The sequence below is a fragment of the Lentilactobacillus senioris DSM 24302 = JCM 17472 genome (assembly GCF_001436555.1).
In the GTDB taxonomy this organism is placed as follows: domain Bacteria; phylum Bacillota; class Bacilli; order Lactobacillales; family Lactobacillaceae; genus Lentilactobacillus; species Lentilactobacillus senioris.
In genome coordinates, this window is sequence record NZ_AYZR01000008.1 from 248,007 (window position 1) to 262,596 (window position 14,590).

The 14,590-nt window shown below is 37.6% G+C and carries 13 protein-coding genes and 1 other annotated feature; of the genes, 8 read left to right on the plus strand and 5 right to left on the minus strand.

All coding sequences use genetic code 11. From position 1 onward, the window contains the following. Nucleotides 1-4: 4 nt before the first annotated feature. The 3 genes from FC56_RS04585 to FC56_RS04595 all read left to right on the plus strand — a co-directional run bounded on the left by FC56_RS04585 (nt 5) and on the right by FC56_RS04595 (nt 3,020). Nucleotides 5-1,426 carry a glycerophosphodiester phosphodiesterase family protein gene (locus FC56_RS04585; protein WP_056978201.1) on the plus strand — a complete coding sequence of 474 codons (1,422 nt, stop codon included), beginning with the start codon at nt 5-7 and terminating at the stop codon, nt 1,424-1,426. Nucleotides 1,427-1,459: 33 nt separating this feature from the next. After that, nucleotides 1,460-1,999: a DNA-3-methyladenine glycosylase I gene (locus tag FC56_RS04590; protein ID WP_082620578.1), complete on the plus strand. Its 540-nt coding sequence runs from the start codon at nt 1,460-1,462 to the stop codon at nt 1,997-1,999. Between the two features lie 127 nt (nt 2,000-2,126). Beyond that, a complete protein-coding gene (locus tag FC56_RS04595; protein ID WP_054669013.1) occupies nt 2,127-3,020 on the plus strand; it encodes a helix-turn-helix domain-containing protein in 894 nt (297 codons plus the stop codon). A 77-nt stretch (nt 3,021-3,097) separates the two neighbouring features. On the opposite strand, the gene FC56_RS04600 is transcribed toward FC56_RS04595, so the two are convergent. The 5 genes from FC56_RS04600 to FC56_RS04620 all read right to left on the minus strand — a co-directional run bounded on the left by FC56_RS04600 (nt 3,098) and on the right by FC56_RS04620 (nt 6,602). Next, nucleotides 3,098-3,571, minus strand: a complete 474-nt coding sequence (locus FC56_RS04600; RefSeq protein ID WP_054669011.1) for a universal stress protein — start codon at nt 3,569-3,571, stop codon at nt 3,098-3,100. 72 nt (nt 3,572-3,643) lie between these two features. Beyond that, a complete protein-coding gene (locus FC56_RS04605) occupies nt 3,644-3,931 on the minus strand; it encodes a hypothetical protein (protein ID WP_056978203.1) in 288 nt (95 codons plus the stop codon). Nucleotides 3,932-3,944: 13 nt separating this feature from the next. Next, entirely contained in the window at nt 3,945-5,225 is a 1,281-nt protein-coding gene (locus tag FC56_RS04610) for a replication-associated recombination protein A (RefSeq protein ID WP_056978204.1), read from the minus strand. Nucleotides 5,226-5,336: 111 nt separating this feature from the next. Further along, nucleotides 5,337-5,945 (minus strand): 30S ribosomal protein S4, encoded by a 609-nt coding sequence (rpsD, locus tag FC56_RS04615; protein ID WP_054669007.1) that lies wholly within the window; start codon nt 5,943-5,945, stop codon nt 5,337-5,339. A 180-nt stretch (nt 5,946-6,125) separates the two neighbouring features. Continuing rightward, on the minus strand, nt 6,126-6,602 hold the full coding sequence (locus tag FC56_RS04620; protein ID WP_054669005.1) for a GAF domain-containing protein: 477 nt from the start codon (nt 6,600-6,602) through the stop codon (nt 6,126-6,128). A gap of 158 nt (nt 6,603-6,760) precedes the next feature. On the opposite strand from FC56_RS04620, the gene FC56_RS04625 reads away from it, so the two are divergent. From FC56_RS04625 to FC56_RS04645, 5 genes are all read left to right on the plus strand, one after another. Continuing rightward, nucleotides 6,761-8,497, plus strand: a complete 1,737-nt coding sequence (locus FC56_RS04625) for a septation ring formation regulator EzrA (RefSeq protein ID WP_056978205.1) — start codon at nt 6,761-6,763, stop codon at nt 8,495-8,497. 159 nt (nt 8,498-8,656) lie between these two features. Continuing rightward, nucleotides 8,657-9,802 carry a cysteine desulfurase family protein gene (locus tag FC56_RS04630; protein ID WP_056978206.1) on the plus strand — a complete coding sequence of 382 codons (1,146 nt, stop codon included), beginning with the start codon at nt 8,657-8,659 and terminating at the stop codon, nt 9,800-9,802. Between the two features lie 9 nt (nt 9,803-9,811). Beyond that, the gene (gene thiI / locus FC56_RS04635; protein WP_056978207.1) at nt 9,812-11,029 is read left to right on the plus strand and encodes a tRNA uracil 4-sulfurtransferase ThiI; all 1,218 of its coding nucleotides are present in this window, start codon (nt 9,812-9,814) and stop codon (nt 11,027-11,029) included. A 72-nt stretch (nt 11,030-11,101) separates the two neighbouring features. Continuing rightward, the gene (locus tag FC56_RS04640) at nt 11,102-11,614 is read left to right on the plus strand and encodes a thiol peroxidase (RefSeq protein WP_054668999.1); all 513 of its coding nucleotides are present in this window, start codon (nt 11,102-11,104) and stop codon (nt 11,612-11,614) included. A gap of 26 nt (nt 11,615-11,640) precedes the next feature. Beyond that, nucleotides 11,641-11,839, plus strand: a binding site (T-box leader). 42 nt (nt 11,840-11,881) lie between these two features. Then, a complete protein-coding gene (locus tag FC56_RS04645; protein ID WP_056978208.1) occupies nt 11,882-14,548 on the plus strand; it encodes a valine--tRNA ligase in 2,667 nt (888 codons plus the stop codon). Nucleotides 14,549-14,590: the final 42 nt, after the last annotated feature.

A 14,590-nucleotide genomic window follows, 5' to 3' on the forward strand; every position in this document is an offset into this window, starting at 1 on the left:
AATCGTGCAGACTAAAGTCAGTTTAAATGGTACTGAATTAATGTTAATAGTTCTTATTTCAGTAGTAGGACAATGGAGCACCGGTCAAGATACTACGTGGAGTTTTTTGGTGCCAGTATGTTTTTTAATTATTATTATGGGATTAGTTTTTATTGGCAGACAAATCTTAAGTAATCAAGGTAAACCTCAATCTATAATAATTGGATTAGGAATTTTAGGGCTGGCCCCGTTGAATTTCATGGGGCTACTGGCAGAGGTGATGACCTACATCCCAGTTAGTGGGGCGTTCATTTTATTTTTAAATAACCATTTTAAACTAGTCATTACTTCAGGAATTGGATTTACCATTATGGTGTGGGCACTCTTAGCCGTTATGTTGGCCCGTTTTTGGCATACGAGCGTTAAGCTACAACTTGTGCAAATATTAAAAAACTTAGGCTGGTATGTTTGTTGGCTAGCGGGATTAACCTTGATTTTAATATTAGTTGCTAATGTTTTTAAAATACAGTGGATGCTTGTAATTTTAAATGCAGGATTGATCTTAGGATTATCTATTGGCCAACTTCGCTTTTTAGTTCATGTTTGGGCCGGTAATTTGCCTGTCCAAATCAAGAATCAGTTAGTAATTAATATTATTATTTGTATTTTAGTAATTACCCTAGGAGTTAGCATAACCAATGTGATGTTCACTACTGCTCCTCAGCAAATAATTGCGCATCGAGGAGTTTATCGCAATGACCAAATCCCTAATTCTATTGCTGCTTTAACACAAACAAGTCACCAAAAATTTAACTTTGTTGAAATGGATGTCAGAGAAACAAAGGATCATTATTTTGTTTGTCAGCATGATGATGAATTAGACTGGGGAAAAAATCAAAGGAAACGAATAGAAGATTTAACCCTGAAACAAATTAAAAAACATGACCGAGTAGAATTATTTGATGACTATATAGCTAGAGCTAATCAAAAGCAGCAAAGATTATTGGTGGAAATTAAGCCTGGAGGAAATAATGCAAAATCTGCAGGTACTGATTTTGTTAGTCAATTTAAGAGTTCGATGGAACAAAATCATGGTTTGGTCCATTCCATGGAACTAGATTATTTACAACAAATTAAACGGGAGACTAACAAGATTCCGGTGGGGATAGTGGTTACCATTAACACGGGAGACTTAATGACTAAGGCGGTTGATTTTTATTCTGTACAAGCATTTACCTTAAACCCAGCATTTTTTCAGCAAGCAAACCAGCTTAAACGACCAGTTTACGTTTGGACGGTACGGCGGCCGCTTCAAGCACAAATTTTGGCAACTTTACCAATAACGGGACAAATTACAGATATTGGCTCTGTAGTTCGCCACATAGAAAAGTCTGCACCATCAAATAAAAGTATGTTTTTAGTGGCAACTGCGTGGAATTATTTGTAATTTTCCGTATTTAACTAGTAGAGGTGATTTATTATGAATAGATGTGATTGGGCGACTAAGAGTCCAGCATTACTTTATTATCATGATTCGCAGTGGGGAAAACCGGTTACTGATCCCCAAGACCTGTTTGCGGCACTATGTTTGGAAATTTTTCAAGCAGGACTGTCTTGGGACACAGTCTTAAAATATAGATTGGGATTAGAGACGGCGTTACTAAATTTTGATTATCAGCAATTGGCTCAATGTAATGAAGTTAACGTTGATGAATGGATGCATGATGATCGAGTTATTCGTAACCGAACTAAGTTAGAGGCGGTAATTCATAACGCCAAAATAGTTGCTAACCTAGAAAAGTCATTAACTGACTTGGTCTGGCAACCAGTAAACTATACTCCGATAGACCACCATCTAAATAAATCAGTGGCGGAGTTAGACTATACAGAATTTGTTAAACCCTTTGTAAGCAACTTTAAGCAACTAGGATTTATTCGAGTAGGAGATAAAACCATGTATAGTTTTTTGCAGGCGGTAGGGGTGGTTAATGATCATATAGAATCCTGTTCTTTTAGGTAAGTAATATTAATTAAATCTACATGTTGACTATGATTTTTAGTTATATTAAGATAAAGACGGATGTTATGAAATCGGTTTCTATAATTGCTATTTGGGGGAAATATAAGCAAATAGGAGTTTACCGTCAATGAAAGTTAATGGTTCAACAATTAGAAATAAAAGGCTTAAGTTAGGATTATCTCAACGGGAGTTAGCTATTGATATTTGTACCCAAGCAACTATTAGCTTGATTGAAAATCGTTGTGAGTGCAAAAATAATGATATTTTAAATAAAATTTGTAATCGAATAGGCTTATCGCCCGAAGAAGTTACCAATAAATATAATTATGGTGATCGCGCATTGGAAATAGTGGAAACCCGATTGTTTAACTGTCAATTTGAAATGGCAGACAAGCAGTGGAGACAAATCAAAGAGCAGCGACTTGATACCAGTAAAAATATTGATCGTTATAATTTATTTCAAGCCATTATTAGATTAGTCAGATTACAAGATGCTGATGAAGCCTTGTTTATTTTAAATGAAATAATTAGACGAAATAACTTTTCTAAAAACGACCATTATATTGCTTGGTGTTTTATTGGAATTGGGCGTTCTTACTTGCAAAAAGGGCATTTAGAACGTGCTAATAATTTTTATCGAATTGCTTTAACTAAGATTAATGAGACGGCGTTACAGAAGCCAATGAATTTAAAACGGGTGATAGATATATATAATGCCATAATTAGGTCTGCCATCTTATCTCGAAATTATGAATTGGCTGCTAAAGCATCTCAGTTGGCAGTGAAATTATTGGGTAAAAATCAAAGCTTGTATCGGTTAGCACAATTATTGGAATATAATTGTCAGGCTCATTTCTTGCTTAATCACCGTAAACGGGCAAGTAAAATGGCGTTATTAGCTTATTGGACAAGACAATTTAATGATTCTGCTGCTAATATTAATGAACAGGTTCCTAAGGTATATGTTCCAACGGTCGATGAATTAATTACAGATATTATGGATCACCAGTTAAGCGAATAGAATAGTATTGGCACTCAAAAAGCCACTAACAATTAATTTTGTTAGTGGCTTTTGTTTTAACTAAGTTAAGTTGTTAACTAATTTTCAGGCTTTTTGGCTGGTTGGTTATCCAAATCAGTTCTGACTACTAAAACATCACAGAGAGCAGTTCTAGTTACAAACTCAGTGACTGAACCGATTAAGAGACGTTCAACCGCATTTAAACCAGTAGCACCGATCATAATGAGGTCAATGTGTAAGTTACGTGGCAGATCTTTAGCGATTACGGATTTAGGAGCTCCGTATTCGATTGAATAATCAATATCCTTTAATCCCGCTTGATGGGCTTCTTGAACATACTTTTCAAGAGTTTCCTTAGCAGTATCCGTCACCTGTTCGACCATGGAAGTATCAAAACTAGAAATATTTTGAAATGCTCTCGTATCGACAACGTGAACTAAGTGAATAGTTGCTTGATTTCGAATCGCAACTGCAACGGCTTTTTTGAACGCTAATTCAGCTTCATAAGAACCATCAACAGGAACTAAAATCTGTTTATATTGTTGTAACATAGCACTCACCCCTATAGTTTTGTTACTTTTATTGTACGTTATTTTAGGGAAAATACAAAATATTAAAATCGATTATTTGATTTTTAAATGGTTAAATAGGATAAATTGAATGGTTGTAGCTACTACAGTAGCGATTAATAAAACAATGATAATAAAAATAGAGTTTTGCAAAAATAAGGAAACGACCCCTAATAAAGCAATAAATAATAATGAAATTCCGCCCCAATTAGCTACGTTATGCACAACGGAATCGGTAGTGGGATCGAGTGATAAAAAAGTTTTATTACGGTGACTAACTAGGTAGCCACCCAAAAAGGCAGTGATAAAAACGACAATAAGAACTAAAAGATTGATTAACATGAAATTCCTCCAATTAAACGGGTTTTCCCTGAGCTTTTCTTAGCTTGTAGTACTGATTGTTTAATGCTGTTTCGTACTTGCCGTTAGCCTTAGGTTGATAATATTGATCAAACTTGATTTTATCAGGTAAATATTGTTGTTTTACCCAGTCATTAGGAAAGTCGTGAGGATATTTATAATCAATACCGTGACCTAGTTTAGCTGCTCCTTTATAATGAGCGTCTTTTAAGTAGGCTGGAATCTGACCATAGTTACCGCTTTGTAGTGCTGTTGTTGCAGCATCAATGGCTGAAATACCCGAATTAGACTTAGGACTTAAACATAATTCAATGATGGCATCAGCTAACGGGATACGAGCTTCTGGCAACCCTAGTTGTTTAGCAGCGGAAACTGCCGCAACAGTGTGTTCACAAGCGTTTGGATTAGCCAAACCAACATCTTCATAGGCAATTACTAGTAATCGCCTCATTAACGAGATTAAATCACCAGCTTCGATTAACCGAGCAGCATAATGTAAAGCTGCATCTGTATCAGAGCCTCTAATAGATTTTTGCAGAGCAGAAATAACATCGTAATGAGCGTCTCCATCGCGATCTGCGTTAATGGCTTTTCGTTGGAGACATTCTTCCACGGTCTGTAGGTCAATATTAATAATTTCGTCATTGTCAGGAGAAGTAGATTTTACGGCTAATTCTAAAGCATTTAATGATGAACGTAAGTCACCATTAGTAGCGGTACTTAAAAAATGTAGTGCTGAGTCGGATAAATTTACTTGGTAGCTACCTAAACCATTTTTTACATCTTTTAATGCTCGTTGGATAGCAGACTGGATGTCTTCGGGAGTGAGGGGATACACTTCAAAAATTTGAGTTCGACTTCTAATGGCGGGATTAATACTAATGTAAGGATTTTCAGTGGTTGCACCAATTAGAATAATTGAACCATTTTCTAATAATGGCAGTAAAAAATCCTGTTTCACTTTATCAAGTCGGTGAATTTCATCTAGTAATAAAACCACCGTTCCACTCATCTTAGCTTCTTCAGCAACTATTTGAAGTTCTTTTTTACCATCAGTAGCGGCATTTAATTTGCGAAAAGCATATTTAGAAGATCCGGCAATTGCGCTAGCAATACTGGTCTTACCAGTTCCTGGAGGCCCATACAAAATCATCGAGGAAAGCAGTTTAGCTTTTACCATCCGGTCAATAATTTTACCGGGGCCTACTAGATGTTGCTGGCCAACAACTTCGCCGATTTGAGTGGGGCGCATTCTATAAGCCAATGGCTGTTGCATGATGAAAACCCTCCTTAATTACTAAGTCAGTGCAGAGCAGTATTATACCATTTTTTTACCAAATAAAAAAAGTGCTTTGCCGTAGCAAAACACTTTGGAAAGGCTAATAAATTATAGCTTGTTGTAGTATTCAACGATTAATGATTCGTCGATATCTGCATCAAGTTCATCACGTTCTGGTAAACGAACTAATGAACCTTCAAGCTTGTCAGCATCAAATGATACGTATTGAGGACGACCAACAACAGCTTCAACGGCATCCTTAATTACTTGCATATCCTTTGACTTATCACGAACGCTGATTACTTGGCCGATTTTAACTTCGTATGAAGGAATATCAACACGTTTGCCATCAACAGTGATGTGACCATGGTTAACCAATTGACGAGCTTGACGACGAGTAGTAGCCAAACCTAAACGGTAAACCATGTTGTCCAAACGTTGTTCCAAAAGAACCATGAAGTTAACACCGTGCTTGCCGTGACGGATCTTACCGGCACGAACGAAAGTGTTAGCGAATTGACGTTCAGTCAAACCGTACATGAAACGTAACTTTTGCTTTTCGCGAAGTTGCATTCCGTATTCTGAAAGTTTTGAACGACGACCTTGACCATGATCACCTGGTGCATAAGGGCGACGAGCTAATTCTTTACCAGTACCTGATAAAGAAATTCCTAAACGACGTGAAACACGCCAACTTGGGCCTGTATATCTTGACATAAATAGATTCCTCCAATATTTTGTTGGAGTAAAATAATCCATTGTAGGTTTAGTATTCGTGCATGCTGCTTTGTAACTTTCGCTCAAGCAGCCGTTGAGTTACTAATCAACCCTAGTAAGGGCACCAACATGTTGACGAGCTTACCGCCTACCGCTGCATTATTTTACACAATGGACATTCTATAGGTTTTCTGCAGAGTTGTCAACGTGATTTAAAAAGACATTGGCAAGCTCAACAATTAAATCTTCATCTTCTAGTGAAAATCTATCTATAATAGGAGAATCAATATCTAAGACACCTAGTAGTCGTTCGTTTTTAATTAAGGGCACCACAATTTCAGAATTAGAAGCAGCATCACAGGCAATATGGCCTGGAAATTCATGAACGTTTTTTACTCTAATCACGCTCTGCTGCTCAATGGCAGCACCACAAACACCATCGCCAGATTTTATATGCATACAAGCAACTTTACCTTGAAAAGGTCCTAAAGTTAGTGAATTATTAGAATAATCATATAAGTAAAAGCCAGCCCAATTAATCTTAGGCAAAGTTTCATTAATTAAGGCAGAAGTGTTGGCCATGTTGGCGATCAAGTTAGTTTCGTTAGTTAATAAAGCGTCTAATTGCTTGCTGAGTAAATGGTTAAGATTAGTCATAATTATTACCTCTCGTCTAAATTTACTGATTTGAATGGATTATACTATGATATAATGCTTTTTAGATGCACTACAAATGAATTTATTAACAATACATAATAATTGTTTTGAATACTATAATTCAAGCAAAACTTTTGATTTGAAGGACGGGAACCAGAATGCTGAATTTTTTGCTCATTATTATCACAGTTTGCGTACTTATTTATTTAGTGGTTGCTTTTTACCAACACCGAATTAATCAACAAGCCACCGCGATTTATGAAAATAAAAAACCCTTATTCGAAATTCCTTTGGATCAAGAATTTGAGTTAGCTCAAAATTTAAACTTAACGGGAGAGTCACAGCGTAAATACGATCAACTGTTAAGTCAGTACAAAAATATTCATGAAACTTTAATTCCCAGTATTGATGATAAAATTAAGGAAGTCAAAGAAGACACCAAAGGGGTTAACTTCATTCGCTCTCGTCAAAAATGGATAGAAACTAATCAATTAATTGAAGATGTTGAAGATCAAGTTAAAAGCATTCAAGCTGGCTTGGTTCAATTGCAAGATCTAGACAAGCAACATAATATTGCGATTACGGATTTAGAAAAACAATATCAAGATTTAAGACAGCAATTATTAGAACAAAACGAAAAATTGGGTCCTAGTATTGATGCGTTGGAAAAAATGCTCGCCAATATTGAAGACCAATTTGATGAATTTACTACCTTAACTAAAAAGGGCGATCATGACAGCGCTGAGACTATCTTGTCTGAGTTAAATGCCACGACTGACCAACTTAAGGACTACATGGAAATCATTCCGGGACTAAATCAAGAACTGCAAACAGAATTTCCTGAACAGATACAAGAATTGGGCAGGGGATATCAAATGATTACGCAACAAGGGTTTAATTTTGAAAATGATACTTTTGAAACCCAATTAGAGCATGTAAAAACTCAGGTCAAACAAAATAACGATAATTTGGCAGCGTTAAATGTTGATGTGGCTAAGGACGTTAATATTGATATTTCTCATCGAATTGATCATCTTTACCAATTTTTGGAAGATGCTATCGAAGATAAAAAAATAGTAGATGAGAAAGTAACCGTTATTGCTAAGTATATCGATCATTTGCGTCGACAAAATACCGATCTTACTCGTAAGTTGGAACGCTTAAATATTGATTATGTTTTGGATCATAAAGAAATTGAAAATAACCGTCAATATACCGAACAAATTCGGGCGATGGGGATGGAAGCGATGCGACAAAAAGAAGCCATTCAACGGGGACAAGCCGTTTATAGTCGTATCCGAGCTGATCAACAACAAATTATGCGTAACCTAGAGCAAATCGAGGCGTCACAAAAAGAACTTTATAATCAAGTAATTGATCTTCCGGCAGAAGAGGAACAAGCCCGTCAAACTCTGCGTAAATTTGATTTAGAAATGCGTAATAAAAAGCGTCGAATTGATAATCATAACTTACCCGGAATGCCTAGCGATTACAGCAATAGTTTTAACGCAGTAATTAAGGAAATTGAACGGTTAAGTCAAGCATTGAACCAACCTAAAGTGGATGTTGAAGAAGTATCTAAGCAAGAATTAATTATCCAATCCGATATGGATAACTTAGAAGAGATGACCACCAAGTTGATTGATGATGCGGTTTTGGCCGAAGAATCGTTACAATTTGCTAACCGGTTTATTAATACTGACCCAGATATTGCTGCAGCTAGTAAAAAGGCCCATATAGCATTTGATCACGACTTTAACTACACTAAAAGCTTGGCAACTATTGCTACTGCATTAGAAAGCCAGTATCCGGGATCATACCAAAAGATTGAACAAGAATACTTTGCTGCTAAAGCGCCAGTTACTAATAATGAAAGTCAGGAAACTGAAGAATAAAAAACGTCCGTAAGGGCGTTTTTTTATTTGTATCGAAAAATTTATGTAATTCTACTTTAGCAAATTAAAGGGGGATTTTTATTTTACCTAGAATGGTGTATTATAGTAGATCGTACAATTGTTGGAGTCGAACCAATGATTAATAGAAGAGGTTTTGTAATGATTTATTTTGATAATAGTGCCACAACTCAGGCATTGCCTGAGGTTGTAGATACCTATTCAAAAGTAAGTGCAAAGATTTGGGGTAATCCTTCAAGTTTGCATAATTTTGGAGATCAATCTTTCAACTTACTAGAACAATCCAGAAAACAGATTGCTGATTTGTTAAAGGTTAACCCTGATGAAATTTATTTCACCAGTGGAGGAACCGAAGGCGATAACTGGGTTATTAAAGGAACTGCAATGGAAAAACGAGCTTACGGTAAACATTTGATTACTAGCTCTGTTGAACATCCAGCTGTCCATAACACAATGCAACAGTTAGAAAAACTTGGCTTTGAGGTTACGTATTTACCGGTTGATGAAGCTGGCCAAGTTTCTGCTGCAGACTTAAAAGCGGCGATTCGTCCTGATACTATTTTGGTATCTGTTATGGCGGTTAACAACGAAATTGGAACAATTCAACCTCTAACCGAAATTGCAGAAGTTTTAAAGCAGTATCCTAAGATTCATTTTCATATTGATGCGGTTCAAGGAATTGGTAAAGGACTACACTCTGAGATCTTTAATGAACGAGTAGATTTTGTGACTTTTTCTGGGCATAAATTCCATGCTCCCCGCGGAGTTGGCTTTATGTATGGTCGACGGGGCCGGAAGTTGGCACCGCTATTGACTGGTGGAGGTCAAGAAAAAAATCAACGAAGTGGAACTGAAAACGTGCCAGCGATTGCAGCCATGGCTAAAGCTTTACGATTATTATTGGCTAATGAAACTCAAGCTAATAATAATGAAATAGCAATTAGAAGGGCGATTGCAGATCACGTCAAGCCGTTTGAAAAAGTTACTTTGTTTTCCCAAGATGACGAACGGTTTGCTCCACATATTCTTTGTTTTGCTATTCAGGGAGTACGGGGTGAAACGATTGTTCATGCCTTTGAAGAACATGGAATTTATATTTCCACTACGAGTGCTTGTTCCTCTAAAAAACACATGGTGTCTAGTACTTTAGCAGCAATGAAGGTGCCTAGTGATTTATCAACTAGCGCGGTAAGAATTTCGTTAGGGGACCAAAACACTATGGCTGAAGCTGAGGCTTTTAACCAAGTATTTGATGAATTATACACTGAGTTTGATAAATTAAGTTAGGAGTTTGGAATGCAATATACTGAAATTATGGTTCGCTATGGCGAACTTTCAACGAAGGGAAAAAACCGAAAAGATTTTATCTACCGGTTAGGGATGAACGTTCGGTCAGTTTTAAAAGACCTTCCTGAAGTTGAAGTTAAGGCTCAACGAGACCGGCTGCATGTTCAATTAAACGGTGCTGATGCTAATGAAGTCATGAACCGACTGTCCCTAGTTTTTGGGATCGAAAACTTCTCACCATCGATTCGAATTGAAAAGAATATGACTGACATTAAGCAAACGGTGCTGGAAATGATTAAGCAACAATACCAACCCGGAATGTCATTTAAAATTAATACTCGCCGCCAAGATAAGGATTTTGAGTTTGATACTAACCAAATCAACCTGCAACTAGGTGATCACGTTATTGATAATATTCCTGGAATTAAAGTATCGATGAAGCAACCGGATATCTCAGTCAGAGTCGAAATCCGAATGAACGGGGCCTATATCTCTTCAGAAACCATTAAGGGGGCTGGCGGATTACCGGTTGGAACTGGTGGTCATGCTACCATGATGCTTTCTGGCGGAATTGATTCTCCGGTAGCCAGCTACTTAGGCATGAAACGGGGCGTTAAAATTGATATGATTCATTTTTATAGTCCCCCATATACTAGCGAACAGGCTTTAGCTAAAGCGAAGGAATTAACTGTTAAGCTGGCTAAATTCGGTGGCAATATTCAATTTATTCAAGTACCATTTACAGAAGCCCAAGAAACCATTAAGGAAAAGGTCCCAGAAGGGTACTTAATGACTGTTCAGCGGAGAATGATGTTGCGAATTGCTGCTGAAATTACGCGTCAAAGAGGGGCTATGGGGATTTTTAATGGGGAATCCTTAGGTCAAGTAGCTTCTCAAACCCTTGAAAGTATGGCGGCGATTAATGACGTTACCACTTTACCAGTGTTGCGGCCGTTGATTTCCATGGATAAAACCGAAATTATCAAAATTGCAGAAAAAATTGACACCTATGAACTTTCGATTTTACCTTATGAAGATTGCTGTACTATTTTTACTCCACCTTCGCCTAAAACTAGACCGAACTTGGAAAAATCTCGTAAATTCGAACAAAACATCGATGTGGAAGGCTTAATGCAACGGGCAATTGAAGGCATTAAAGTTACTGACATTGCTGCTACCGATGAATTTATGAATGCAGATGTCGAAGCATTTGCCGAATTACTATAGGGATATTACTTGCTTCTTAAACATTTTTGGGCTATCTTATTGTTAATTAAAGGCAATAAGGAGTGAACTGGAATGCAAATTACTATCGGTGGTCAAAGTGAATCATTATTCGGTAATCCTCCAGAAGTAGGAGATCAATTACCTAAGTTTAAAGTACAAAATGCTGAAGGTAACTGGGTTAAAACCGCGGACATTATTGGCAGGATTACTATGTTATCAACTGTTCCTGATATTAATACCCCGGTTTGTAGCTTAGAAACTAAGCGTTTTAACAAAGAAGCTGATATGTATCCAGATGCACGGTTTATCACCGTATCGAACAATACAATTGAACAACAACGAGATTGGTGTGCTGCTGAAGGAGTAGCTAATTTACAATTACTCTCCGATGAGGAACTATCGTTAGGCTACGCAATGAAGGTTTACTTGCCTAATAACGGGACTCTGGCTAGAACAATTTTCTTAGTTGATCAAACCGGTAAAATTGTGTATCGGCAGATTGTTCCAGAACTACATGATGAGCCTGATTATAAAGAAGCCTTGGCCGCATTAAATCAGATTACTCAACGGCGTGTTGACGACTAAGTAATTTTTGGTTAGAATTAAATTGTATTGAAGCGTTGAACAAGAGGAGTAAACCAGCTCTTTGCTCAGAAAGAAAATGGCTGCTGTGAATTTTCCGAAGAACTGGTTGAAGGTAGCTTGCGAGCTTTTGCGATTTAGCACGGTTTAATCGACCGTTAACAATGATTAATTAAGTGGAGTTTTTTAACTCAATTTAGGTGGTACCGCGAGCACTTCGTCCTATATATTTGGACGGAGTGTTTTTATTTTGGAAAGGAAAGTGACCATATGACTAAAGAAGTTAATATGTCAACTAAGTACAACCCAACAGAAGTTGAAGCTGGACAATACCAACGTTGGTTAGACGAAGATTTATTTAAACCTAGCGGAGATCAAAAGGCAAAGCCTTATTCTATTGTTTTACCTCCACCAAACGTAACTGGTAAGCTACATTTGGGCCATGCTTGGGATACAACATTACAAGACATGATTATTCGCCAAAAACGGATGCAAGGATTTGATACCCTCTGGTTACCAGGGATGGATCATGCCGGTATTGCTACCCAAGCTAAAGTCGAAGCCCGATTAAAGGAACAAGGAATTAGTCGTTATGACTTAGGTCGCGAAAAATTCGTTGACAAAGTGTGGGAATGGAAGGACGAATACGCTGCTACCATTCATGCTCAATGGGCTAAGATGGGCTTATCCCTAGATTATGGTCACGAACGGTTTACCTTAGATGAAGGTCTTTCAAAGGCAGTTACTAAAGTGTTTGTTGATCTTTATAATAAAGGCTTAATTTATCGTGGTGAATACATCATCAACTGGGATCCGCAAGCCCGGACTGCATTATCAGATATTGAAGTAATTCACCAAGACGATGAAGGTGCTTTCTACCACGTTAAGTATCCATTTGCTGACGGCGTAACGTTCAACGGCAAAGACTACATTGAAATTGCTACCACTCGTCCAGAAACTATGATGGGTGACGTTGCTGTTGCTGTCCACCCTAGTGATGAACGCTACAAAGAATTAGTGGGCAAGAAGATTGTGGTTCCGTTAGTAAATCGTGAAGTGCCAATCATTGCTGATCAATATGTTGATCCAGAGTTTGGAACTGGGATGGTTAAAATTACTCCTGCTCACGACCCTAACGATTTTCAAGTTGGTAACCGTCATGACTTAGAACGAATTAATACCATGAACGAAGATGCCACCATGAACGAAAACGCTGGTAAGTATGAAGGTATGGATCGTTTTGAAGCTAGAAAAGCAATTGTTAAAGATCTACAAGATCAAGACTTAATGATTAACATTGATCCAATTGTGCATTCTGTTGGTCATTCAGAACGAACCGGAGTCCAAGTAGAAGCTCGACTTTCTACTCAATGGTTCGTTAAGATGGGACCATTAGCTAAAATGGCATTGGATAATCAAAACACCGAAGAAAAAGTTAACTTTGTCCCAGAACGATTTGAAGGGACGTTTAACCATTGGATGGAAAACATTCATGATTGGGTTATTTCTCGTCAACTATGGTGGGGCCATCAAATTCCTGCTTGGTATAATAAACAAACGGGTGAAACTTACGTTGGTGAAACAGCTCCAGAAGACATTGAAAACTGGCAACAAGATCCCGACGTATTGGATACTTGGTTCTCATCTGCTCTTTGGCCATTTTCAACTATGGGTTGGCCAGATGTTGATGATCCAGACTTTAAGCGTTATTTCCCAACTAATACTTTAGTTACTGGTTACGACATTATCTTCTTCTGGGTTTCTCGAATGATCTTCCAAAGTCTTAACTTTACCGGCAAACGACCATTTAAAGATGTCTTACTCCACGGTTTAATTCGTGATGAACAGGGCCGCAAGATGTCCAAATCATTGGGGAATGGAATTGACCCAATGGACGTAATCGAAAAGTATGGGGCCGATGCTTTGCGGTGGTTCTTATCTAACGGAACAACTCCAGGCCAAGATTTGCGATTTAGTTACGATAAGATGGATGCAGCCTGGAACTTTATCAATAAGATCTGGAATGCTAGCCGTTATGTAATCATGAACTTAGATGGTGTTGATAAACCAGAATTGCCAGCTAAGGATCAATGGCAATTATCTGATCGCTGGATTTTGAGTCGATTGAATGAAACGGTAGAACACGTTACCCGTGAATTTGATAAGTATAATTTTGGTGAAGCTGGTCGAGCATTGTATGACTTTATCTGGAATGATTTCTGTGATTGGTACATCGAAATGAGTAAGGCAACCTTACAAAGTGACGATGAACAACAAAAGAAAAATACCCAGAATATTTTGGCATACGTATTAGATCAAACTTTACGCTTATTACACCCAATCATGCCTTTTGTCACTGAAAAAGTTTGGCTCAGCATGCCGCACGTTGGAGAGTCATTAGTAACTGCTGATTATCCAGTGGTTCACGATGAATTTAAAGATACAGCCGCTGAAAAACAAATGCAACTATTGATTGAATTAATCAAATCAGTTCGAAACATTCGGTCAGAAGCTAATGCACCAATGTCATCTGCGATTGATTTGTTAGTCCAAACTGATAGTAAAGAAGTGGCTCAAATCTTTAACGATAACTGGACTTATATTAACCGTTTCTGTCATGCAGAAAAATTAGAAGTAGGAACTAGTGAAGAACTAGACATTCCAACTTTGGCATTTTCAAGCGTGATTACCGATGCTACGGTTTATATTCCATTAGCTGAATTAGTTGACTTAAATGATGAAGTGGCAAGATTAGATAAAGAAGTAGCCAAGTTTGAAAGCGAAGTTCAACGCGCTGAAAAGAAGTTAGGTAACGAAAAATTTGTTGCTAATGCTCCTGCAGCCGTTGTCGCTAAGCAAAAAGAAAGTTTAGCTGACTACCAAGCTAAATTACAAGCTGCTAACGATCGTTTAGCCCAAATTAAAGCTCAAATGTAACAATGAGAGGCTCGTACGGTAAAAGCGCCGTGCGAGCCTTTT